The sequence below is a fragment of the Collinsella sp. LCP19S3_B6 genome (genome assembly GCF_052121815.1).
Lineage (GTDB): Bacteria > Actinomycetota > Coriobacteriia > Coriobacteriales > Coriobacteriaceae > Collinsella.
Map to the genome: position 1 here is coordinate 23508 of NZ_JBQKDN010000004.1, position 21710 is coordinate 45217.

Below are 21710 nucleotides of genomic sequence, written 5' to 3' on the forward strand. Positions count from 1 at the left end.
ATGTAGCACATGGCTCGTAATCAGAAGCAGCAGCGCGAGGCCTCCGAGTTCGAGGAGCGCGTCGTTTACATCAACCGCGTGTCGAAGACCGTCAAGGGCGGTCGTCGCATGAGCCTCGTCGCTCTCGTCGTCGTTGGCGACGGCAAGGGCAACGTCGGCGTTGGCATGGGCAAGTCCGCTGAGGTGCCCATGGCCATCTCCAAGGCGTCTCTCGATGCCAAGAAGAACATGTTCCACGTGCCGGTGACCGAAGAGGGCACCATTCCGCACGAGGTTATCGGCCACTTTGGTGCCGGCCGCATCATCATCAAGCCCGCTGTCGAGGGTACCGGCGTTATCGCCGGCGGCGCTGTGCGTCCCCTCTTTGAGCTTGCTGGCATCAAGAACGTCCTGTCCAAGTCCCTCGGTACCGATAACGGCCTCAACATCATCAAGGCTGCCGTCGAGGGCCTCAAGGAGCTCTCCAGCCCTGAGGACGTCGCGGCTCGCCGTGGCCTGACGGTCTCTGAGATGTTCGTCGGTAAGGAGAACTAAGCATGGCTGACACCATCAAGATCAAGCAGGTCCGCAGCACCAACGGTTGCAAGCAGGACCAGGTCCGTACTGTCCGTGCCCTCGGTCTCCACAGGATCCGCGAGGTTCGCGAGATTACTGACAACGAGTCCGTCCGCGGCATGATCTTCAAGGTCAAGCACCTTGTCGAGATTGTAGAGGAGTAGCAAATGCAGCTTCACGATCTTACTCCCGCGCCCGGTTCCACCAAGAACCGCAAGCGCGTTGGCCGTGGCAATTCTTCGGGTCACGGCACCACTTCTGGCCGCGGCCAGAAGGGCCAGGGCTCTCGCTCTGGCGGCACCAAGGGTGCCGGCTTCGAGGGTGGCCAGACTCCGCTGGCTATGCGCCTGCCCAAGCTTCCGGGCTTCCGCAACCCCCGTCGTATCGAGTACACCGCTGTTAACGTTGAGCGTCTCGAGCGTAAGTTCGAGGATGGCGCTGTGATCGACGGTGCCGCTCTTAAGGCCGCTCGCATCACCAAGAGCGAGTTCGAGCCCGTCAAGGTGCTCGGCAATGGTGAGCTTACCAAGAAGTTCACGGTCAAGGTCGACAAGGTCAGCGCTTCTGCGCAGGCCAAGATCGAGGCCGCCGGCGGAAAGGTCGAGCTGCCGTGCTAAATGGTCTTAAGAATGCTTTCCGCATCAAAGAACTGCGCGAAAAGATTCTTTTTACCATAGCTATGCTCGTCGTGTACCGCATTGGTGCGCACGTTCCTGTGCCCGGCATTCCCTTCCAGGGGATGCTGGGCCTTTTCTCGACCGATAACAATTCGGTCGCCGCAGGTGCTATGGCCCTCCTGAATCTTTTCTCTGGCGGCGCGTTGAGCTATGTGTCGGTGTTTTCGCTGGGCATCATGCCTTACATCACCAGCTCGATCATCCTCCAGATGCTCCAGGCCGTTGTGCCTTCCCTGCATGAGCTTTCCCGCGAGGGCGAGGTCGGTCAGACCAAGATTACGCAGTATTCGCGTTACCTCACCCTGGCTCTGGCAATCCTCAACTCCGTGGGTTACCTCTTCCTCTTTAAGAGCTTCGGCATCAGCTTTAATGGCGCCGCCGCTCCCGAGATCATCTTCGACCTCATGATCGTCGGCACGCTCACCGCGGGCGCCATGCTGATCATGTGGATTGGTGAGCTCATTACCCAGCGCGGTATCGGCAATGGCATGTCGCTGATCATCTTTGCGAACATCATGGCCGGTCTGCCGCAGGCGATCTTCTCCAGCACCGAGGGCAATGGCGGTGGCATCATCACTATGGTGATCATCTGCGCCATCATCCTGCTGGTTATCCCGCTGATCGTTTTCCTTGAGCGCGGCCAGCGCCGCATTCCGGTCTCCTACGCTAAGCGCGTCGTGGGCCGTCGCATGATGGGTGGCCAGACCACCTACCTGCCCATCAAGGTCAACACCGCGGGTGTCGTGCCGATCATCTTCGCTTCGGCGCTGCTGTACTTCCCGGCTCAGGTTGCCGTGTTCTTCCCCGGCATCGGCTGGATTCAGGCAGTTGCCTCTGCGCTTTCGACCGGTTGGCTCAACTGGGTGCTTAACGTTGTCCTCATCGTGTTCTTCGCGTACTTCTACACCTCCATGGTGTTCAATCCCGATGACACGGCCGACAACCTTAAGAAGCAGGGCGGCTTTATTCCGGGCGTTCGTCCGGGTAGGGCTACCGCGGCCTACATCAAGAACGCGCTCAACAAGATTACGCTTCCCAGCGCTGTCTTTTTGGCGCTCATCGCCATCGTGCCTTCGATCATCTTCTCCTTCACGGGCAATCAGCTGATCCAGGCATTTGGCGGCACGTCCATCCTCATCATGGTCGGCGTCGTGCTCGACACGGTCGACAAGCTCGAAGGCCAGATCAAGATGTATGATTACGATGGATTCTTTAAATAGGCTAGAGGAGGATTGCTCATGAACCTCGTATTGCTCGGAGCTCCGGGTGCCGGTAAGGGCACCGTTGCACAGGAGCTCGTCGCCGAGTTTGGCGTCGCTCACATCTCCACGGGCGACCTGCTGCGTGCTGCCGTCAAGGGTGGCACCGAGCTTGGTATTCAGGCTAAGAAGTACATGGACGCTGGCGAGCTCGTTCCCGACCAGCTCGTGATCGACCTTGTCAAGGAGCGCCTTGCCGCTGATGACGCCCAGCAGGGCTTCATCCTTGACGGCTTCCCGCGCAACACCGCCCAGGCTGTGACGCTCGATTCCGAGCTCTCCACCATGGGTCGCGAGATCGACTGCGCCCTTCTGGTCGACGTGGCCCCCGAGGTCATCATCGATCGTCTGTCCTCGCGTCGCACCTGCCGCGCCTGCGGTTACACCGGCACTGCTGCCGATGTTACCTGCCCCAAATGCAGCGGCGAGATGTATCAGCGCGACGACGATAAGCCCGAGACCATCAAGAACCGTCTCGACGTCTACGAGAAGTCCACGAGCCCGCTTGTCGATTACTATCGTGGGCAGGGTCTGCTCAAGTCGGTCAACGGTGACCAGGCTCGCGAGACCGTATACGGGGATGTCAAAGAGGCCCTCGGTCTATGATTAAGATTAAGTCTGCAACGCAAATCGAGCAGATGAAGAAGGCAGGAGCGCTATCTAAGATGGCGCTCCGCCACGTTGGAGCCATGGTGCGCCCCGGCGTTTCGACTTTTGAGCTCGATCAGCTCGCGGAGCAGATTATCCGCATGCATGGCGGCACCCCGGCCTTTAAGGGTTACGGCGGGTTCCCGGGGACCATTTGTGCATCGATCAACGATGCCGTGGTCCACGGTATTCCCAACCCCGATATGATCCTGCGCGATGGCGATATCATCTCCATCGATACGGGAGCCGTTGTCGACGGTTGGGTTGGCGATAACGCATGGACGTTTTTCGTCGGAACCCCTACGCCCGAGGCCAAGGCCCTGTGCGAGGTTACGCGCGATTGCCTTAAGGCTGCCATTGAGCAGGCTGTTCCCGGTAACCATATCGGGGATGTTGGTTATGCCGTCCAGTCCCTCGCCGAGTCTCACGGTTATGGCGTGCTTCGTGACTATGTGGGTCATGGCATTGGCCGCGTGATGCACGAGGACCCCAACGTTCCTAACTATGGAAAGAAGGGGAGGGGCGTTCGCCTCCAGGCCGGTATGGTCATTGCCATCGAGCCGATGGTAACGATGGGTTCCAACCATGTGAGCACGGGCTCCGACGGTTGGATCGTCACCACCAACGACCACCTGCCCGCCGCGCACTACGAGAACACCGTCGCCATCACCAATGACGGTCCGGTGATTCTCACCACCGATGCGCAAGGATCCTGGTGTTCGCTCCAAGGCGGAGAAATGTAAAAGTCGCCGCCCCCTGATGCCCAACCTCGCCTTTCAATTTCGAAGGCATGACCCCAAGGTCTATGCCTTCTCATTTCAAGGCGATCTTGGGTATCAGGGAACGGCTTTGTTTTACATTTCAAATGTAACAAGTTCCACGTAGTTGTGGAGCCATTACGAAGTTATTACGATGCGTGTATACGTGTTGTAGAATACTCAATCGCTGTCGTTTTCTAGAGAAAGATGATTGCTTGTGAAGAAGGAAGACGCAATTGAGCTCGAGGGTACGGTAAAGGAACCGTTGCCTAATGCCATGTTTAAGGTCGAGCTCGAGAACGGTCATTCGGTTCTGTGCAACATTTCTGGCAAGATTCGAATGAATTACATCCGTATTCTCCCCGGTGACAGGGTTGTCGTGGAGCTTTCCCCGTACGACCTGACCCGCGGCCGCATCACCTATCGCTACAAATAGCGGCACGCATACACGCACTCTTATTTCCGACTGCAGGCTTAGCTCAACCTACGGTCGGATTGTGTGTGAAGACCAGCCATAGTTTTAAACGCCTGCGGCTGGGCGAGTAGATAGTAGGGAAGTAGTTTGAGCGCTACCGAAAGGAAGAACGATGAAGGTACGTCCTTCGGTCAAGAAGATGTGCGATAAGTGCAAAATCATTAGGCGCCATGGCAAGGTCCTCGTCATTTGCGAGAACCCCCGTCATAAGCAGCGTCAGGGTTAAGAGAGGAGACTACGTTGGCCCGTATTAATGGTGTCGACCTCCCGCGTGAGAAGCGCGTTGAGATCGGTCTGACCTACATTTACGGCATCGGCCGCACCACTGCGACGAAGATTTGCGTCGAGTGCAACGTTAACGTGGATACGCGCGTTAAGGACCTCACCGAGGATGAGGTTAACGCCATCCGCGAGTATATCGACAAGAACCAGATCATGGTTGAGGGCGACCTCCGCCGTGAGCGCAACCAGAACGTCAAGCGCCTTATGGACATCGGCTGCAACCGCGGCCTTCGTCACCGCAAGGGCCTCCCGGTCCGCGGCCAGCGCACCCACACTAACGCTCGTACCCGCAAGGGCCCGAAGCGTCAGATCGGTGCTAAGAAGAAGAAATAAGGAGCGCTAGATAGATGGCTACTGCTAAGAAGAACGTTCGCGCTGCCCGTCTGAAGCGCGCGGACCGTAAGAACATTTCCGTGGGCCAGGCTCACATCCGTTCTACGTTCAATAACACGATCGTTTCGATCACCGATCCCCAGGGCAACGTCATTTCCTGGAAGTCGGCTGGCCAGGTGGGCTTCAAGGGCTCCCGTAAGTCCACGCCGTTCGCTGCCCAGATGGCTGCCGAGGCTGCTGCCAAGCAGGCCATGGAGCACGGTATGAAGAAGGTTTCCGTCTTCGTCAAGGGCCCCGGCTCCGGTCGTGAGACCGCCATCCGCTCCCTCCAGGCTGCTGGCCTCGAGGTCTCGAGCATTCAGGACAAGACCCCCATCCCGCACAACGGCTGCCGCCCCAAGAAGCGTCGCCGCGTGTAACTGAAAGGATCGTATCAATATGGCAATCGACAGGACTCCTGTTCTTAAGCGCTGCCGTCAGCTCGGGATCGATCCCGCTGAGCTCGGTTACAGCAGCAAGAAGGAATCTATCCGTCAGCCCAAGCGCCGTCGCAAGGAATCTGAGTACGGCATGCAGCTGCGCGAGAAGCAGAAGGTCAAGTTCATCTATGGCGTTCTGGAGAAGCAGTTCCACGGCTACTTCAACAAGGCCCGTAAGATGAACGGCGTCACCGGTGAGAACCTCATGATCATCCTTGAGTCTCGCCTCGACAACGTTGTTTTCCGTCTTGGCTTCGCTCGCACCCGTAAAGAGGCTCGTCAGTCCGTCCGCCACGGTCACTTCACCGTGAACGGCAAGCGCGTGGACATCCCGTCCTACCGCGTCAAGGCCGGCGACGTCGTCGCTGTCGGCGAGAAGTTCCGTGACCTCCTCCCCATCAAGGAGGCTCTGATTTCCTCCGAGCGCTTTGAGGTCCCTGGCTGGCTTGAGGTCGATATCGAGAAGCTGTCTGGTAACGTGCTCGCTCTGCCGACGCGTGAGCAGATCAGCGGTGATATCAACGAGCAGCTCATCGTCGAGCTCTACTCTAAGTAGTCCATCCGGGCTGCTGAGGCTGGAGGTAATACATGTCAGAATTCATTAGGCCTCAGGTTCAGGTCGAAGAGATCAACGAGACGTCTGCTCGTGTCTCCGTCGAGCCGCTCGAGCGCGGTTACGGTGATACGCTGGGCAACTCCCTGCGTCGCGTTCTTCTGTCCTCGCTCGAGGGTGCCGCCGTCGAGGCTATTCAGATCGATGGTGCGCAGCACGAGTTCATGACCATCCCTAACATGGTCGAGGATGTCACTGACATCGTCCTGAATGTCAAGGGTCTTGTCTTCAGGGCTCTCGGCACGACCGACGAGGCGACCGCCACCATCTCGGTTGACGGCCCCTGCGAGGTCACCGGTGCGGACTTCTTTATTCCGTCCGAGTTTGAGTTGGTCAACCCCGAGCAGCACATCGCTACGCTCACCGAGGGTGGCCATCTCACCATGAGCATGCGCATCGGCTATGGCCGCGGCTATGTCTCTGGCGAGGCCAACAAGCGCGACAACGATCCCATCGGTGTGATCCACGTCGACTCGCTGTACTCGCCGGTATCCCGTTGCGCCAAGCTCGTTGAGGCTTGCCGTGTCGGTCAGCACACCGACTACGACCGCCTTGTCCTCGAGATCGAGACCAACGGCTCCATCGCCCCGCGCGACGCCGTGGTCCAGGCTGCCAATATCATCAACCAGCATATGGCTGCCTTTATGAACCTTGCCGAGACCCCCGAGGTCGAGGAGGAGGTTTCGATCTTCGCTCCCGAGGTCACCAACGACAACGCCGAGCTGGACAAGCAGATCGAGGATCTGGACCTTTCTGTCCGTTCCTACAACTGCCTTAAGCGTGCCAGCATTCACTCGGTCCGTCAGCTCGTTGAGTTCTCGGAGAACGATCTTCTGAACATCCGCAACTTCGGTGTTAAGTCGATCGAGGAAGTGAAGGACAAGCTTGAGTCCATGGGCCTGAGCCTGAAGGCTTAATGCTTCGCATATTTGAGGAGAAACTAGACCATGCGTCACAACGTTAAGAAGGGCCTGAAGCTCGGCACCGATGCGAGCCACACCAAGGCCATGAAGAAGAGCCTGGCCAAGGCCCTCTTCGAGAACGACCGCATCAAGACCACCGAGACCCGCGCTAAGGCGCTGCGTTCGGTTGTCGAGCCGATCATCACTTGGGCCAAGAAGGGCGACCTGCACTCTCGTCGTCTGGCTATCGCCAAGCTCGGCGATAAGCAGCTCGTTGCCGAGATCTTCGACAAGGCTGCTCAGGGCATGTGGCAAGATCGCAACGGCGGTTACACCCGCATCATGAAGCTCGGTAACCGTAAGGGCGACAACGCTCCCATCGTTATCATGGAGCTCGTCACCGAGCCTTGCACGCCCAAGGCCAAGAAGGCTGCTCCGGCCCCCAAGAAGGCCGCTGCTCCCAAGAAGGTCGAGGCTGTCGAGGAGACCGCTGCCGAGGAGGCTCCTGCTGAGGAGACCGCTGAGTAGACAATTCGTCTGCATAGGCTATATTCGAGGGGTACGTTCGCGTACCCCTCTTTTTTTGTCGCGATATCGTTGTTTGTTTGTTGGGAGCGCCCATGACCGCGCCGTCTGATTTCAATTTGACTCCAGAGCTCGATGCCACGTTGGTGTTTCGTGTTGCCTATGACGGCTCGTCCTATAGCGGATTTGCCGAGCAGCCGGGGCAGACGACGGTTGCCGGAGAGCTGCGTCTTGCCATAGAGACGCTCTTGCGCCGCTCAGTCGATTTGACGTGTGCCGGGCGCACCGATGCAGGGGTGCATGCGGTGGCCCAATACATCAGCGTGCCCGTTACGGACGCTGAGCTCGCTTTAACGCGCCGCAGGTGGCTGCGAGCTATGGATGCGCTGCTGCCCAAAGATATCGCCGTTAATGAGGTCTACAAGGCCCGTAAGGGCTTTTCTGCGCGTTTTGACGCACGTTCTCGGACCTATACCTACCGCATTGCCGATCGCGATGCGCGTCCGGTGCTATCGCGTGGTGCGGTATGGTGGCATCGTTATCCTTTGGACGTGGATGCGATGGCAGCCGCCTGCCCAGCGCTTTTGGGCGAACAGGACTTTAAGAGCTTTTGTAAGGTCGCTTCTGCCGTGGGCAAGCCAACGCATCGTTGCGTGATGCGTGCCGAGTTTGGCCACGAGGTCGCCTTTGGCGAGGATATCCTCACGTTTACCATCGAGGGCAATGCGTTTTTGCATTCGATGGTGCGCACCATCGTGGGAACGCTCGTCGAGATCGGCATGCATCGCCGCGATCCCGAGTGGATGCGCGAGGTGATTGACGCTTGCGATCGTACTGCTGCGGGTCCCACGGCGCCGGCGTGCGGCCTTACCTTTATGGGCGTAGATTATGACCCCACCGAGCTCGTCGCGCTCGAATAGGGGAGAAACGAGAGCCATCTAAGTATGCTGCTCGTGTGGGCGAGCCGTGTGCAACATCTGTTCTTGGCGTGCAGCGCATCAGGCGACTCATTGCGTTTATTGCCGGGGTGTACCATGAACGGCAGTTGATTATTGCTGTCGAGAGGATGGATAACTTGCTTCGACGTGGCTCGCTTCCGCGACTTTCGGTGATCCTTGTTGTGGAGGGTTCGCCCAGCTACGCGATGCGTGCACTCGAAAGCGTCCAAAACCAAGACCTCTACGATATGCAGATTGTCGTTGCATGTCGCAACGCTGCGCCGGGCGTTCGTCATTCGCTCGATGTTGCCGCGGGCAGAGATATTCACATCGATCTGATAGACGTTGACGATCCGTCGAGCGGAGCTTGCCTTCGCGAGGGTTTTGCCGCTTCGCGCGGGGCCCACATTATCGCAATGAGCGCCGATGAGTGGTTTGCGCCGCGCGCGTTTTTGGCAATGCTCGATGTCGCTTGTGAGACCTCGGCAGATATCGTGTTTCCCTCGGTGTCGCTCGATCGCTACGATACGCATCGGGAACGCCATTCTCGTATGTTGGATGCGCAATCCATTGCCCTTGCCGACGATGGAGACCGGGCTTCAGGCCTGGCCAAGCTGGTCGAGAGCGGTCTGGTTTGTCAACATTCCGGTGTGATGTATGAACGCTCCCTGTTTGAGTTGTGTCTGCAGCATGCCGAGTCGTATCGTGCGATCGCCTTTTTGGCGCCTGCCCTTTCGCATGCGGAACGCGTATTTGGGTGCGCCGAAGCTTGTTTCCATACGGCCGCGCCATCGGTTGCGGATTCATTCGACCCCACCATGTTCTCGCGACTTTCCGATGACGCCAAGGCGCTTGAAGAGCTTTGCGTGCCATTTGACGCAATAGATGACGATAACCATCTAAAGCTGGCCTGCCAACGGTTTTACTATGGCCGCTTGGTTGCTTGTATCGAGAATTTGTGCCTGAGCCCCCATGGGGTGTCTTCAATTGAGCGTACGGCACGATTGCGTGATATGCTCAACGACGTGCGGACCCGCCAGATGGCGGTGGCCCTTAAGGGAGAGCGCCGAGGCCTTGGGCTTTTGTTTGGGCCGATTGCCAACGTTAAGCCTATGCGCTGCGTTATGTATGCGCATCTGGCTGCTTTTTTGAACAGAACGGGCGCAAGGATAGCCTAGCTGTTTCATATTCGAAAATAATTTGCATAGAATTGTTTCGAAATGCGTTCTTATTCACAAATAGCCTCAAATAGCGCTAAACTATTCAATCACTGATAGATTGTCTTCGCCATCTATGGAGTGAGGTTTTATATGGCTAAAAAACGCAACGGGCGCCAGGATGCCATCAGAGATATCGTGCGCAATAAAGACGTGCGTACGCAGCGCGTGCTGGTGGACGAACTCCGCGCCATGGGCTTTGATTGCACGCAGGCGACGGTTTCGCGTGACATCGCCGATATGGGGCTGCGCAAACTGCCCGAGGGCATCTATGTTCTGGCTGAGGACCTGCACCTGCAGCGCATGGTCTCCGAGCTGGTTACCGGTGTGTTGCGCACCGACAACCTGGTTATGATTAAGGCTCAGCCCGGCACCGCCTCGGGCATTGCCGCGGCTGTCGATGCGGCCGAGCTGCCCGATGTGCTCGGATCGCTTGCCGGCAATGACACGATTTTGGTTATCGCTCAGACTGCCGAGGATGGCGAACGCCTCGAAGCGCTGATTAACAAGCTCAGTGCCGCGCGTAAATAGCTTTACGCGCGTAAACAACGCCAGCTAAGACGGTGGAAATACAGGGGCGTCGGTTTTGAGCCGACGCCCTTTTTGTGACGCTCCTGTCGTGGCATCTCGATTGCGCGCGATATGCCATGTATGTCCCAGCAAAAAGCGCCCGAGCATTTGAGCTGCTCGGGCGCTTTGCTATCTACTGACCTGTGGAAGGATCGGGGGTCGGGCTAGGGCTGGGATCGGGGGTCGGGCCAGGGTCGGGGCTGGGGCTGGGGCTGGGATCGGGGCTGGGGCTGGGGTCGGGAGTAGGGGTGGTACTGCCGCCATCGCCTTCGCCGCCGGTGTTACCGCCCTCGTTGCCGCTCCCGCCGGTGGTCTCCTCCTCTTCTTCCTCGTCTTCGTCCTTATCCTCGTCCTCTTCCTTCTTCTTGTTGTTGGTGCCGTAGAACTTCCAGACGTTATTGTTCTTGTACGTGGGAGCCGTTCCGGTCGGGAACTCCTCGCGCTCGGCGCCCGCAAGAACGGTGTTCATGAACTTCTTAAAGACGGGCAGGTTGGTGCTGTCGCCCAGCAGGTCCGAACCGTACTTTTGGATGGGAATCTCGCCTGCGGAATAACCGGTCCACAGGGCGCATGCCAGTTGCGGCGTGTAGCCGCAGAACCACAGGTTGGTGGTGTTGTCAGTGGTGCCCGTCTTGCCGGCATAGGGCTGGTTGACGCTCAGCGCGCCGGCGGCACCCGTGCCGCTGCCCTGCATGACGCCGGATAGAACGTCGGTAACCGCGGCAGCCTCGCCTTCGGTGAGCACCCGCGTGGGATTGTCGGTGTGCTGGTACAGAACCGAGCCGGTACGCGAGTCGATCTCGGTGATGGCGATCGGCTGGCGATAATAGCCGCCGTTGGCAAAAGCGGCGTAGGCCGATGCCATCTCGAGCGGTGAGATGGACCCGGTGCCGAGCGTCATGACGGGAACGTCCTCGATATTGTCCTTGGCGGGATCGATGCCGAGCTTTTTGACGAGCGACATGATCTTGTCATTGCCGATGGCTTCGGCCACCTGAATGTAGCCGGTGTTGGATGAGTATGCCGTTGCCTGCTTAAGCGTGATGTTGCCATAGCTCTGGTTGCCATAGTTTTGCACCTCGGTCGTGGTGCCCTTGGCCTTGAGTGGCGAGTTGCAGTTGAGACTGACGTTGGGGTTCATGCCGTTTTGGATGGCAGTTGCCAGCGTAAAGGCCTTAAACGTGGAGCCCACGGGGCGCTTTGCCGTAGCGTGGTTCACGTGATTCTCGTCGGCGTTGTAGTCGTAGCCGCCCACCATGCACTTGATGTAGCCGGTCTTGGGGTCAACGACAACCATGCCCATGTCCAGGCCATCGAGCGAAAGCGTGTCGAGCTGTGAGCGCACAGCCTCCTCGGCCACCTGCTGCATGGTGGGGTCGATGGTGGTCTTAACAGTCAGGCCACCCTTAAAGAGCACGTCGGTGGAGAACTCCTGCTCGAGCAGCTGCTTGACATAGGAGACAAAGTAGGGCTGTGAGTATACGTCGACACCGCTGCCCGAGATCTCGGTCACGTTGAGGGTGATGGGCTCAGCCTGCGCGGCATCGTGCTCTTCCTGCGTGATGTGGCCCAGGCGCAGCATGTTGTCGAGCACCTTATTGCGGCGGGAAAGCGCCAGGTCGGGATTGACCGTGGGGTCGTACTGTGAAGGCGAGTTGGGCAGACCGATGAGCAGCGCGGCCTCGCTCAGGGTGAGGTCGGAAGCACTCTTGGAGAGGTATGTCTCGGCGGCGGCCTCGATGCCATAGGCGCCGTGGCCATAGTAAATGGTGTTGAGGTACATCATGAGGATCTCGTCTTTGGAGTACATGTCCTCCATCTTGATGGCGATATAGGCCTCGCGCACCTTACGCTCGATGGTCGAGTCGAACTGCTCCTCCTGCAGGATGGTGTTGCGCACCAGCTGCTGGGTGATGGTCGAGGCTCCTTCGTGGCCGCCGGCAAGGGTTGCCACCGAGGCACGCGCGATGCCCAAGAGGTCGATGCCGCCGTGCTCGTAGAAACGCTCGTCCTCGACGTCGATCGTGCCCTGCAGGACGTACGGGGAGACCTGGTCCTTGGTGATGGACTTGCGGTTTTGGGTATAGAAGCTGGCGATCTTGTTGCCGTTGCAGTCAACAATCTCGGTGGGCTCGCTGACCAGATAGGCGTTGGCGTCGGTGTAGTCGGGCAGGTCGGACAGCCAGCGGTTGACGTTGCCGATCATGCCGATGCCAAATGCTACGCCCGCGATGAGCAAAAAGCCCAAAAGCGAAAGCAGGATGACGGGCAGGACGTGCGTCTTAGAGCGACCGTGTCCCTGTCGTTGGCGAGGACCCATATGTTGACCTCCAAGTATGTCGTGCCAGGCGGCGGGTGTGCGTCGGGCAGGATGGACATAAGTTATTACACGATAAACCAATCGAGCCGCGCGAAGCCTCGTGTATGCTGGTTGACGGCAATTAACAGAGCGATTGCATACCTTGGTAAGGAGTTTGCCGATGGCGATTTGGGCGACTGAGCCTAGCAGACAATGCGGGAATGGGACGCCAACATCGGGGCTGGCACTGCCCGAGCTGTTGGCTCCGGCTGGCGGGCTCAATCAGATGCTCGCCGCGATCGCGGCAGGTGCCGATGCCATTTATGCCGGGCTGAGCGGATTTAACGCCCGCGTGAGTGCGCACGGGTTTAGTGATGACGAATTTGCGCGCGGGTGTGCCGTGGCGCACGCCCATGGTGTGCGCGTGTACGTGACGCTCAACGTATTCGTGTTCGACGACGAGCTGTCCGAAGCCGTGGCACTGGGGGCACATGCGCATGTGCTGGGCGCCGATGCGCTGATCGTGGCAGATGCGGGCCTAGCCCGCGCGCTGCATGCGGCAATTCCGGGGGTCGAGATTCATCTGTCCACCCAAGCGGGCGTCCATAGCAAGGGGGCCGTGCGTTTGGCGGCTGACGAGCTGGGGGTCGAGCGCGTGACGACGGCGCGCGAGCTGACCGTGGCAGAGATTGCGACGCTCTGCGCTACCGGTGTGCCCATCGAGGTGTTCTGCCATGGTGCCATATGCATTGGCTATTCGGGCGCGTGCGAGTTTTCGGCCCTGCGGCGCGGACGGTCGGCGATGCGTGGCGACTGCACGCAGCCGTGCCGACTGGCATACGATTTGGTGGATGAGGCTGGGGAGAGCGTCGTTGCCGTCGAAGGCGATCGTCTGCTCTGCCCGCGTGACTATCTGGGCATTGCTCATTTACCCGAGCTTGTTGCTGCCGGGGTGGCGTCGCTCAAGATCGAGGGGCGTATGAAGAACCCCGACTACGTCTACAACGTGGTTCGGGCGTGGCGCCGGGCGCTCGATATGCTGCGTGATGGCGCGTGGGATCCCGATGCCGTGCAGGCGCTCGAACGTGAGCTGGGAAGGTCGTTTAACCGCGGGTTTACCGACGCGTATCTGCGAGGCCGCTCGGGCGCGGAGCTTATGAGTTTTGAACGCGCGATCAACCAGGGCGTGCGTGTGGGCCGTTTGGTTGCCGTGGGACACGAGGAAGTGACCGTCGAGCTCGATGCCGCCGTGGCGGCGGGCGATACGCTCGAGATCAGGTTTTACCCGGGCGCCGACGCGCGTCCCGATGTACCTAAACGCTGGCCGCAAGTTCCCTGCCCGGTGGATGCCGAGGCGGGGGAGCGCATCGTTGTCCATTGCAAGCGCAAGGTCGACGCAGGCTGCGAAGTGTATCTGATTCGCAGTGCTGGTGTGCTTGAGCAAACGGCGGCGGCACTGGAGCGCATGCGGGCCGAGGCCGATGCGGTCGTGCTTGCGAAACGCGCTGTCGAGACGCTGCCGTTTGCGGGCGTTCTGATGGATAGCGGAACGCAGCCGGAAGAACCTGCAGAGTCTGTCGCCGCTCGCTTGGTCTTTGCCTGGCAGCTGATGGACCAGGACCCGAACGAAGAGCTCGACTTGTCCGGTACGACTGTTGTGCTCGACGAGGTCTGCCGTGTGGGCGATATCGAGCGTACTCGGTCGCTCATGCAGCGCGCCGGCCGCATCGTCTGTCGTAATCTGGGACAAGTGGCGATAGCTCGCGAACTGCGCGTCGTCTTTGACGTGGCAGCGCCGGTGTTCTGTGCGAACCGGGCAACGCTCGCCTGGTTGCGGGGGCTTGGGGCGCAGCGCGTGTTTTTGCCTGCCGAACTTGTCGCTCACGATGCGAAACGCGTTGCCGAGCTTGCCGCCTGTCCTGGCGTCCTGGGCCCCGTCGATACCGATCGTCCCGAGCTCATGGTGTGCGAGCACTGCCTGCTGACCGCAGAGGGCGTCTGTGCCACCGATGCGACGGGACAGGCCTGTTGCCGCGACTGCTTGCGTCGCCGGCAGACGCGCTATCTGGTCGATCGTGACGGTACACGTTTGCCAGTTGCCATCGACGCATGCGGCAGGACGAGGATTTTCCTGTCGTAGGTGCCGCGTCGCGTCAGTTTGTTATCATATGAGAGTTTATGGACTTCCAGCACCGCTGTTTTCGGCGAGGGTGCTATAGCAAAAGGAGGATACCCAATGCTGTCTGTTGACGAGCAAATGCGTATCATCACCTCGGGCGCCGCGAAGATCGTCCCCGAGGCCGACCTTCGTAAGAAGCTTGAGAAGGGTGAGCCCCTCAACATCAAGCTCGGCGTCGATCCCACCAGCCCCGACCTGCACCTGGGCCACGCCGTGCCCCTGCGCAAGATGCGCCAGTTCCAGGACCTGGGCCACAACGTCACCCTGATCATCGGCAACGGTACCGCGCTGATCGGCGACCCCTCGGGCAAGAACTCCACCCGCCCGCAGCTTTCTCAGGAGCAGATCGAGGCCAACGCCGAGACTTACGTGAGCCAGGCCATGAAGATCTTGGACCCCGAGAAGACCACCATCGTGCACAACGGCGATTGGATCTTGTCGATGGACCTGGCCGGTCTGCTGCAGGTGTGCTCCAAGTTCACCGTCGCCCGCATTCTTGAGCGCGATGACTTTACCAAGCGCTATCAGTCCCAGACGCCGATCGCCCTGCACGAGTTCCTGTATCCCGTGATGCAGGCATACGATTCGGTCATGATCAAGGCTGACGTGGAGATGGGCGGCACCGACCAGCTTTTCAACCTGCTCGCCGGCCGTGAGCTCATGGAGAAGATGGGCATGGAGCCGCAGATCGCGCTCACCATGCCGCTGCTCGAGGGCACCGATGGCGTCCGTAAGATGTCCAAGTCCTATGGCAACTACATCGGTCTGACCGACGCGCCTAAGGATATGTTCGGCAAGACCATGTCCATCCCCGACGAGATGATCGGCAAGTACTACCGCCTGGCGAGCTCGCTCACCCCGGCCGAGGTCGACAAGATCGACGCTGCCCTGGCCGATGGCTCTGCCGATCCCTATGAGCTCAAGCGCGCTCTGGGCCGCGACCTGTGCGACACCTACCACGGCGCCGGTGCCGGCGACGAGGCCCAGGCCGAGTTCGACCGTGTGTTCAAGGAGGGCCAGCTCGCCGACTTCCCCGAGAAGCATATTGAGCTGACTGTAAACGACGAAGGCCAGATTTACCTTGCCGGCCTGCTCAAGGACCTGGGTCTTTCGGCCAGCGCCGGCCAGGCTCGTCGCGACATCGATGGCGGCGGTGTCAAGATCAACGGCAAGGCCGTGGCTCCCAAGAGCTACAACATCGACCCCAGTGCCCTCAAGCTGGGCGACACCCTCTCCGTGGGCAAGCGCAAGGGCTTCAAGTTGATTTAGTTACGCGGTTTTACCAAACCGCGTAACCGGTCGACGCTGCCCTCAGTTCCGCCGTTCTAACGAACGGCGGACCGGTCGACGCTGCGCGGGCACCAGAGCGACAACTTGTCATTCAAAGAGGACGGCATGACCAGAAGGTCTATGCCGTCCTCTTTTCATGCCAATTTGTTCGCTCTGGAGTCCGCTCGCTGTCCGTCCTCCACCTACGGCGTTGTCCCGGTTGGCACTTAGGGACGTTTCTTTTTGGTGCAAAGCAGCCTGTCCCCATTGCGCCAAGTGGTGTGTGCCGTTAAGCAGAGGGGCGTATTGCTGGCCCATCGTTTGGGCATACAATGGCTATTGGCTTGCTGCGGTGAAGGTCTGTCCGCTCCGCAGCTTTTTTCTACGGTTAAAGGAGTATGTATGTCCGTTGAGGTCATGAGGTCTGTGATCGATGCCGCCGAGGGCCGCGTGCCCGTCGACACGCTGTTTGCCAACGCACAGATCGTTGATGTGTACGGTCAGCGCGTGGCACCCGGTAGCGTCGCCGTCAAGGACGGCGTGATCGTCGGTGTTCTCTACGATGGTCGAGATGAAGCTGCTGGCACGTACGAGGCAGCTGAGGTTATCGACTGTCAGGGTCGCTATCTCGCACCCGGTTTTATTGACGGACACTTGCATATCGAGTCTTCGAACATCCGCCCTGCCGAGTATGCGCGCATGGCGGCGACGCGTGGTACCACCACCGCTATTGCCGACAGCCACGAGATCGCTAACGTTTCCGGCCTAGACGGCCTGCGCTTTATGATTGAGGACGGTTGTCGCGCGCCCATCTCCATCAAGTACATGATGCCTTCGTGCGTGCCCGCACTGCCCGACGAGCAGGCCGGTGCCGTCATCACCGCTGCCGATATGCAGGCGTTTTTTGCCGAGCATCCGGGCGACGTCTTTGGTTTGGGCGAAATGATGAACCTGCCGGGTGTCTTTATGGCCGACCCCGAGACCTGCGCTCGCATCGATGCTGCCAACCAGACGCCGTCCAAGCAGGTTGACGGTCATGCTCCGCTTGTTGCCGGCAAGGATCTCAACGCCTATGCCGCGGCGGGTATTATCGCCGACCACGAGTCGACGATTCCCGAGGAAGCGCTCGACAAGCTATCCCGCGGCATGTATGTCATGCTGCGCGAAGGCACCTGCAGCCATGATCTTGCCAACCTGTCGCCTATGCTGCTGGAAAACCCCGCCCGTGCTCGCCGCTGCTGCTTTGCGACCGACGACCGCGCCCCCTCCGACGCGCTTTCGACCGGCATGATCGACAACGCCTGCCGCGTGGCCATCGAGGCCGGCATCGACCCGGTGGTCGCCATCTCCATGGCGTCCCTTTCCACGGCCGAGGCCTTTGGTCTGGACCACGGTTGCCGCGATCCGCATGAGCTCCGCGGCGCCATCGCTCCGGGTAAGCGTGCCGACCTGCTGGTGCTCAACGATCTGACGTTTGCCACGGCCCCGCATCGCGTATATGCCGCCGGTGCTCTGGTGGCGCAGGATGGCGCCTTTGTGGGCGAGATCGCACCCGAGATGGCTGAGGTTGCAGCCCTTGCCGACGAGCTGCGCGCCTCTGTTAAGCTGCCGAAGCTTTCGCTCGACGTTTTCGACTATGCCTTTAAGCCGGGCGAGGCTGTGATTGACGTGGTGCCGGGTAAGGCCATCACGGGTATGGCTCGCCCCGAGAGCGCCGAGGGCCTGCGCCGCATTATGCTGATTGAGCGCCATGGCCGCGGCGTGTCGCTGCAAGCCGAGGGCGTCGACGGCGACGGCCCCGATGGCCTGGGCCTGGTCGGCAAGCATATCGGTCGCGGCTGGGTGCGCGGTTTCACCATCACCGGTGGTGCCATTGCCTCCACGATCGGCCACGACTCGCACAACGTGTGCGTGGTGGGCGACAACGCCGCCGATATGATGGCTGCTGTTGAGGCCGTGGGCCAGGGCGGTCACGTGCTGGTGCGCAACGGCGAGGTCGTGGCCCGCATTCCGCTGGCGCTCGGTGGCCTGATGAGCGAGGGCACGGCCGAGGATGTCGCAGCGCAGCACGACGACTTTATGGTCAAGGCGCGCGCCATGGGTATTGAGCCGCCGCTCGACCCCATCATGGGCATCATCTTCCTGCCCCTGCCGGTCATCCCGACGCTCCGCATCCGCCCCGAGGGCATGTTCGACGTCACGACCTTCACCTACGCCGACTAGTCATCGGGGACGTTCTTAAACGACTAGTCGCTGGGGACACTCTTTGGCGTGTCGCCTGACGCCGCGACCGTGGGCTCTCTGGCGCGCGTGAGCTATTTGCCAGGTCTATGTAACGTTTATGACTGCGGGGTCTTATTTGAGCTCCCTTTGGGTACGTTGGAATCGGATACACGTTCGATTCCAGCAAGCCCGAAGGGAGCTTTTCTATGTTTAAGCTGATTGCATCCGATATGGACGGCACGTTGCTTGACGAAAACGGCCAGGTGCCTCCCGAGACCTACGAACTGATTTTGGCGCTACGCGAGCATGGCGTGCATTTTGCCGCGTCGTCAGGCCGCCGCTACGATCGCCTGTGCGAGTTCTTTGCGCCCGTTCGCGACAAAATGGACTTTGTCGCAGCTAACGGTGCCCAGGTCTACGCCGACGGCAAAATGGTAGGCCGTGAGGTGTATTCGCACCTGGCGATTCGAAAGCTAGCCCAGGCCGTCGCGACGTTTCCCAATCTGCATCTTGCGCTCTTTGACCGAACCAAGTCCTTCTTGCTCGATGACGAGAGTAAGTTCGTGCGCGAGGTGGATAAGGACCTTCCCAATGCCGAGCGCATTTGGGAGCTGCCCGATCCCAGCGTAAATATCATCAAGGCGAGTATCTTTTGCGATGATGGTGCCGTTATGGACAGCGCTTACGTACTGCAGCGCGAGCTCGGCCAGTTCTTTACCTTTGCGCCTTCGGGCAACGCGTGGATCGATGCCATGCAGCCCGGTGTGTCGAAGGCCTCGGGCATCGCACAGCTCATGGAGCACTATGGCGTCGAACGCGACGAGGTCATGGCGTTTGGCGACTCGATGAACGACTACGAGATCATTCGCTTTGTCGGCACGGGCTGCGCGATGGAAAACGCGCGCCCCGCGCTCAAGGCAGTCGCCGATCGCGTGGTGGGGTGCAACCGCGACCACGCCGTCCAGCAGGAGCTCCGTCGCGTGCTGGAGAGTCTCGCCTAATTCGGCAGATGGGGACAGCCCTTGCAGCGCCCCGCGAAGAGTGCCCCCAACGACTACTGTGACCAGGGTAGCTAAAAAAGCCCCGTCCCAAATTAGCTACCCTGCCGGGTTGCTGCTGCTAGGCGAGGGCGGCCATGATGGCGCGGGCGACGCCGTCGTGGTCGTTGTCGTATTCGGTGATGGCGCCGGCGGCTTCGCGGTCCTCGGGCTCGGCATTGATCATCGCCGCACCGTGGCCCGCTGCCTGCAGCATGGGGATGTCGTTGATGTTGTCGCCGAACGCCCAGGCGTCGGCGAGAGGCTCGCCCAGACGCCCACATAGCCAAGCCAATGCCGTTCCCTTGGTGGCACCCCCGCCCATGACCTCGATATTCATGGCGTACGAACGCGTGACCTCAATGCCTTCGAGTGTGTCGAGCGCCGCCACGATAGCATCGCGGTCGGCTGAGTCGTGCCAGTACATGGCGATGCGTTCGAGCACCTCGACCTCGTCGATTTTGCTGTCGATATCCATGTCGATCGGCGTTCGCGTGCGCTTGAGCGAAGCCGCGATGTGAGGATCTCCGCCGCAGAATTCGTCCAGTCGCGTGTAGAGCGAGCGGGGGAGGAAGCACTGCCCATCCGCGAAGATATCGAAGGTCACATCGTGGCCAGCGGCAATGCTATGGACGCGGTGGGCGATGGCGCGGTCGAGCGGTCGGCTCAATATGCGCGTGGCGCGTGAGGCATCGGTGGGCACATCCTCGTCGAGCTGCCAGACGCTAGCGCCATTGGCGCAGACCGCGTAGTGCACGGCGGGATGGGCGAGGATGGCCTCAAAGACGCCCGACAGTGGACGCCCCGTGCACGGTACAAACTCAATGCCGCGACGTGCGAGCTCGTCGAGCATCGCCCAGGTGGCGTCGCTCATCTGCTTGTCACTCGTCAACAGTGTTCCATCCATATCGGAAAAAACAATCATTCGATACAGCCCTTTCTGCTGGCATAAAAAGCGTGGCCGAGGGCGGTGATGCCCTGGCCACGCTCGTGTTCTATAACGGTGCGCGTCCTAACGGTCGGCGAGTGGCTTGTACTCCAGTGGCTCGATCACCGGGCGGTAGGCCGGACGGATGATACGATGCGCGCAGAAGAGCTCTTCCATGCGGTGCGCCGACCAGCCTGCCATGCGCGCGACGGCGAACAGCGGCGTAAAGAGCGTCTCGGGCACGCCGAGCATCTTGTAAATAAAGCCTGTATACAGGTCGATGTTGGCACAGATGGGTTTGGTCATGCCGTGGTCCCGCATCACCTGCGGCGCTAGGCGCTCAATACGCTCGATGAGCGCGAACTCCTCGCCCAGATCTTTCTTGGCGGCGAGCGAACGTGCGTAGTGGCGGCAGACCTCGGCGCGCGGGTCGCTGAGCGTGTAGACGGCATGTCCCATACCGTAGATGAGCCCCGTGCCGTCGAAGGCCTGCTTGTCCAAGATCTTGCCCAGATAGGAAGCGACCTCGTCGTCGTCTTCCCAGTTGGAAACGTGCGCGCGAATGTCCTCGTGCATCGACACGACCTTGGCGTTGGCGCCGCCGTGGCGTGGGCCCTTGAGCGAGCCGATGGCCGCGGCGTAGGCCGAATACGGGTCGGTGGCCGACGACGACAGTACGCGGCAGGCGAACGTGGAATTGTTGCCGCCGCCGTGCTCGGCATGGAGCATAAGCATCACGTCGAGCAGCATCGCCTCGTCGCGGGTAAACGCCATGCCGCCGCGCAGCACCTGCAAAATGGTCTCGGCGGTGGAGAGACCGGGCGTGGGGTGCGGCACATGCACCTCGGAGCCGCGACGCTTGGCGACCGAAGCCATGTGCGCGAAGGCGGCAATACGGGGCAGACGGGCGAGCATGGAGATGGCAACATCGATCTCGTGCTCGGGGGTGATCACGTCGGGCTCGGCGTCGAAGGCATAGAGCAGCAGCACGGCGCGCTGAAGCACGTTCATGATGCTCGACGACACCGTGGTCATCGGGAATTCCTTAACGTACTCGTCGCTCAGGTGCCTAAACGCGCCCAGACGCCCGCAAAAGCCGTCGAGCTCATCCTTGTTGGGCAGCGAGCCCGTAATGAGCAGGTAGGCGACCTCTTCGTAGCCATAGCGGTCCTCGGCCTGGGCATTGTTGACGAGGTCCTCGATGTTGTAACCACGCAGCGTGAGTCGACCCTTGTCGGGCACGACCTGGCCGTCGACCTTGTTGTAGCCGTGCACGTCCGAGATACGGGTGAGGCCCGCGACCACGCCCGATCCGTCGGCATTGCGAAGACCGCGCTTAACATTGTGCTCGACAAACAGGCCCTCGTCATAAGGCTCGGTGGGCATGCCGTAATACAAATTTTCGCTTTCGGGCGCAATCTGGCGGCTGGCCTCGTAGTCCAGGACCAGGCGGCTCAGGTGGTCGTCGAAGCGGTAATAGATTTTCTTGGCGTCGTAGGCCATGCGCGCTCCTCTCCGGGCTATGTGGCGACGTTGCGCCTGGG

23 protein-coding genes are annotated in these 21710 nt (G+C 60.1%); 20 read left to right on the top strand and 3 right to left on the bottom strand.

What is annotated here, in order from left to right; genetic code table 11:
• Nucleotides 1-9: 9 nt before the first annotated feature.
• From rpsE to ACTQWD_RS02540, 16 genes are all read left to right on the top strand, one after another.
• The gene (gene rpsE / locus ACTQWD_RS02465) at nt 10-534 is read left to right on the top strand and encodes a 30S ribosomal protein S5 (protein WP_154516070.1); all 525 of its coding nucleotides are present in this window, start codon (nt 10-12) and stop codon (nt 532-534) included.
• A gap of 2 nt (nt 535-536) precedes the next feature.
• Nucleotides 537-719: a 50S ribosomal protein L30 gene (gene rpmD, locus ACTQWD_RS02470; protein WP_154516067.1), complete on the top strand. Its 183-nt coding sequence runs from the start codon at nt 537-539 to the stop codon at nt 717-719.
• A 3-nt stretch (nt 720-722) separates the two neighbouring features.
• Entirely contained in the window at nt 723-1172 is a 450-nt protein-coding gene (rplO, locus tag ACTQWD_RS02475) for a 50S ribosomal protein L15 (protein ID WP_006235267.1), read from the top strand.
• On the top strand, nt 1166-2452 hold the full coding sequence (gene secY, locus ACTQWD_RS02480; RefSeq protein ID WP_441559172.1) for a preprotein translocase subunit SecY: 1287 nt from the start codon (nt 1166-1168) through the stop codon (nt 2450-2452). Before rplO ends, secY begins: the two co-directional genes overlap by 7 nt.
• A gap of 18 nt (nt 2453-2470) precedes the next feature.
• On the top strand, nt 2471-3097 hold the full coding sequence (locus ACTQWD_RS02485) for an adenylate kinase (protein WP_441559173.1): 627 nt from the start codon (nt 2471-2473) through the stop codon (nt 3095-3097).
• Nucleotides 3094-3882: a type I methionyl aminopeptidase gene (gene map / locus ACTQWD_RS02490; RefSeq protein WP_329738298.1), complete on the top strand. Its 789-nt coding sequence runs from the start codon at nt 3094-3096 to the stop codon at nt 3880-3882. The genes ACTQWD_RS02485 and map overlap by 4 nt, the downstream gene beginning before the upstream one ends.
• A 232-nt stretch (nt 3883-4114) precedes the next feature.
• Nucleotides 4115-4333, top strand: coding sequence for a translation initiation factor IF-1 (gene infA / locus ACTQWD_RS02495; protein WP_035137443.1), 219 nt, complete (start codon nt 4115-4117; stop codon nt 4331-4333).
• Nucleotides 4334-4484: 151 nt separating this feature from the next.
• Complete coding sequence (rpmJ, locus tag ACTQWD_RS02500; RefSeq protein ID WP_006363204.1) at nt 4485-4598, top strand: 50S ribosomal protein L36; 114 nt, start codon at nt 4485-4487, stop codon at nt 4596-4598.
• Between the two features lie 14 nt (nt 4599-4612).
• Complete coding sequence (rpsM, locus tag ACTQWD_RS02505) at nt 4613-4987, top strand: 30S ribosomal protein S13 (protein WP_154516058.1); 375 nt, start codon at nt 4613-4615, stop codon at nt 4985-4987.
• Nucleotides 4988-5001: 14 nt separating this feature from the next.
• Nucleotides 5002-5406, top strand: a complete 405-nt coding sequence (gene rpsK / locus ACTQWD_RS02510) for a 30S ribosomal protein S11 (protein ID WP_006235274.1) — start codon at nt 5002-5004, stop codon at nt 5404-5406.
• 19 nt (nt 5407-5425) lie between these two features.
• Complete coding sequence (rpsD, locus tag ACTQWD_RS02515) at nt 5426-6022, top strand: 30S ribosomal protein S4 (protein WP_006235275.1); 597 nt, start codon at nt 5426-5428, stop codon at nt 6020-6022.
• Between the two features lie 32 nt (nt 6023-6054).
• Entirely contained in the window at nt 6055-6996 is a 942-nt protein-coding gene (locus ACTQWD_RS02520; protein WP_154516055.1) for a DNA-directed RNA polymerase subunit alpha, read from the top strand.
• Nucleotides 6997-7026: 30 nt separating this feature from the next.
• Entirely contained in the window at nt 7027-7509 is a 483-nt protein-coding gene (gene rplQ, locus ACTQWD_RS02525; protein WP_271742473.1) for a 50S ribosomal protein L17, read from the top strand.
• A 92-nt stretch (nt 7510-7601) separates the two neighbouring features.
• A complete protein-coding gene (truA, locus tag ACTQWD_RS02530; protein WP_427717709.1) occupies nt 7602-8426 on the top strand; it encodes a tRNA pseudouridine(38-40) synthase TruA in 825 nt (274 codons plus the stop codon).
• 146 nt (nt 8427-8572) lie between these two features.
• On the top strand, nt 8573-9622 hold the full coding sequence (locus tag ACTQWD_RS02535; protein ID WP_441559174.1) for a glycosyltransferase: 1050 nt from the start codon (nt 8573-8575) through the stop codon (nt 9620-9622).
• A gap of 132 nt (nt 9623-9754) precedes the next feature.
• A complete protein-coding gene (locus tag ACTQWD_RS02540; RefSeq protein WP_154516043.1) occupies nt 9755-10192 on the top strand; it encodes an arginine repressor in 438 nt (145 codons plus the stop codon).
• A 172-nt stretch (nt 10193-10364) separates the two neighbouring features.
• Here the strand turns inward: ACTQWD_RS02540 and ACTQWD_RS02545 are convergent, their stop codons facing one another.
• Complete coding sequence (locus tag ACTQWD_RS02545) at nt 10365-12551, bottom strand: transglycosylase domain-containing protein (RefSeq protein WP_441559175.1); 2187 nt, start codon at nt 12549-12551, stop codon at nt 10365-10367.
• Nucleotides 12552-12816: 265 nt separating this feature from the next.
• Between ACTQWD_RS02545 and ACTQWD_RS02550 the strand changes: the two genes are divergently transcribed.
• The 4 genes from ACTQWD_RS02550 to ACTQWD_RS02565 all read left to right on the top strand — a co-directional run bounded on the left by ACTQWD_RS02550 (nt 12817) and on the right by ACTQWD_RS02565 (nt 19202).
• Nucleotides 12817-14670 (top strand): U32 family peptidase, encoded by a 1854-nt coding sequence (locus tag ACTQWD_RS02550; protein WP_441559176.1) that lies wholly within the window; start codon nt 12817-12819, stop codon nt 14668-14670.
• Nucleotides 14671-14766: 96 nt separating this feature from the next.
• The gene (gene tyrS, locus ACTQWD_RS02555; protein ID WP_427717719.1) at nt 14767-15978 is read left to right on the top strand and encodes a tyrosine--tRNA ligase; all 1212 of its coding nucleotides are present in this window, start codon (nt 14767-14769) and stop codon (nt 15976-15978) included.
• A 402-nt stretch (nt 15979-16380) separates the two neighbouring features.
• On the top strand, nt 16381-18201 hold the full coding sequence (locus ACTQWD_RS02560) for an adenine deaminase (RefSeq protein ID WP_441559177.1): 1821 nt from the start codon (nt 16381-16383) through the stop codon (nt 18199-18201).
• 206 nt (nt 18202-18407) lie between these two features.
• A complete protein-coding gene (locus ACTQWD_RS02565; RefSeq protein WP_427794984.1) occupies nt 18408-19202 on the top strand; it encodes a Cof-type HAD-IIB family hydrolase in 795 nt (264 codons plus the stop codon).
• Between the two features lie 118 nt (nt 19203-19320).
• Here the strand turns inward: ACTQWD_RS02565 and ACTQWD_RS02570 are convergent, their stop codons facing one another.
• The gene (locus ACTQWD_RS02570) at nt 19321-20163 is read right to left on the bottom strand and encodes a Cof-type HAD-IIB family hydrolase (protein WP_441559178.1); all 843 of its coding nucleotides are present in this window, start codon (nt 20161-20163) and stop codon (nt 19321-19323) included.
• Nucleotides 20164-20250: 87 nt separating this feature from the next.
• Nucleotides 20251-21669 (bottom strand): citrate synthase, encoded by a 1419-nt coding sequence (locus ACTQWD_RS02575; protein WP_441559179.1) that lies wholly within the window; start codon nt 21667-21669, stop codon nt 20251-20253.
• Nucleotides 21670-21710: the final 41 nt, after the last annotated feature.

Excerpts from the sequence above, each read along its gene's own strand:
- rpsE (WP_154516070.1), top strand. The coding sequence starts at position 10 with ATGGCTCGTAATCAGAAGCAGCAGCGCGAGGCCTCCGAGTTCGAGGAG.
- rpmD (WP_154516067.1), top strand. The coding sequence starts at position 537 with ATGGCTGACACCATCAAGATCAAGCAGGTCCGCAGCACCAACGGTTGC.
- rplO (WP_006235267.1), top strand. The coding sequence starts at position 723 with ATGCAGCTTCACGATCTTACTCCCGCGCCCGGTTCCACCAAGAACCGC.
- ACTQWD_RS02485 (WP_441559173.1), top strand. The coding sequence starts at position 2,471 with ATGAACCTCGTATTGCTCGGAGCTCCGGGTGCCGGTAAGGGCACCGTT.
- map (WP_329738298.1), top strand. The coding sequence starts at position 3,094 with ATGATTAAGATTAAGTCTGCAACGCAAATCGAGCAGATGAAGAAGGCA.
- rpmJ (WP_006363204.1), top strand. The coding sequence starts at position 4,485 with ATGAAGGTACGTCCTTCGGTCAAGAAGATGTGCGATAAGTGCAAAATC.
- rpsK (WP_006235274.1), top strand. The coding sequence starts at position 5,002 with ATGGCTACTGCTAAGAAGAACGTTCGCGCTGCCCGTCTGAAGCGCGCG.
- rpsD (WP_006235275.1), top strand. The coding sequence starts at position 5,426 with ATGGCAATCGACAGGACTCCTGTTCTTAAGCGCTGCCGTCAGCTCGGG.
- ACTQWD_RS02520 (WP_154516055.1), top strand. The coding sequence starts at position 6,055 with ATGTCAGAATTCATTAGGCCTCAGGTTCAGGTCGAAGAGATCAACGAG.
- rplQ (WP_271742473.1), top strand. The coding sequence starts at position 7,027 with ATGCGTCACAACGTTAAGAAGGGCCTGAAGCTCGGCACCGATGCGAGC.
- truA (WP_427717709.1), top strand. The coding sequence starts at position 7,602 with ATGACCGCGCCGTCTGATTTCAATTTGACTCCAGAGCTCGATGCCACG.
- ACTQWD_RS02535 (WP_441559174.1), top strand. The coding sequence starts at position 8,573 with ATGGATAACTTGCTTCGACGTGGCTCGCTTCCGCGACTTTCGGTGATC.
- ACTQWD_RS02540 (WP_154516043.1), top strand. The coding sequence starts at position 9,755 with ATGGCTAAAAAACGCAACGGGCGCCAGGATGCCATCAGAGATATCGTG.
- ACTQWD_RS02545 (WP_441559175.1), bottom strand. The coding sequence starts at position 12,551 with ATGGGTCCTCGCCAACGACAGGGACACGGTCGCTCTAAGACGCACGTC.
- ACTQWD_RS02550 (WP_441559176.1), top strand. The coding sequence starts at position 12,817 with ATGCTCGCCGCGATCGCGGCAGGTGCCGATGCCATTTATGCCGGGCTG.
- tyrS (WP_427717719.1), top strand. The coding sequence starts at position 14,767 with ATGCTGTCTGTTGACGAGCAAATGCGTATCATCACCTCGGGCGCCGCG.
- ACTQWD_RS02560 (WP_441559177.1), top strand. The coding sequence starts at position 16,381 with ATGTCCGTTGAGGTCATGAGGTCTGTGATCGATGCCGCCGAGGGCCGC.
- ACTQWD_RS02565 (WP_427794984.1), top strand. The coding sequence starts at position 18,408 with ATGTTTAAGCTGATTGCATCCGATATGGACGGCACGTTGCTTGACGAA.
- ACTQWD_RS02570 (WP_441559178.1), bottom strand. The coding sequence starts at position 20,163 with ATGATTGTTTTTTCCGATATGGATGGAACACTGTTGACGAGTGACAAG.
- ACTQWD_RS02575 (WP_441559179.1), bottom strand. The coding sequence starts at position 21,669 with ATGGCCTACGACGCCAAGAAAATCTATTACCGCTTCGACGACCACCTG.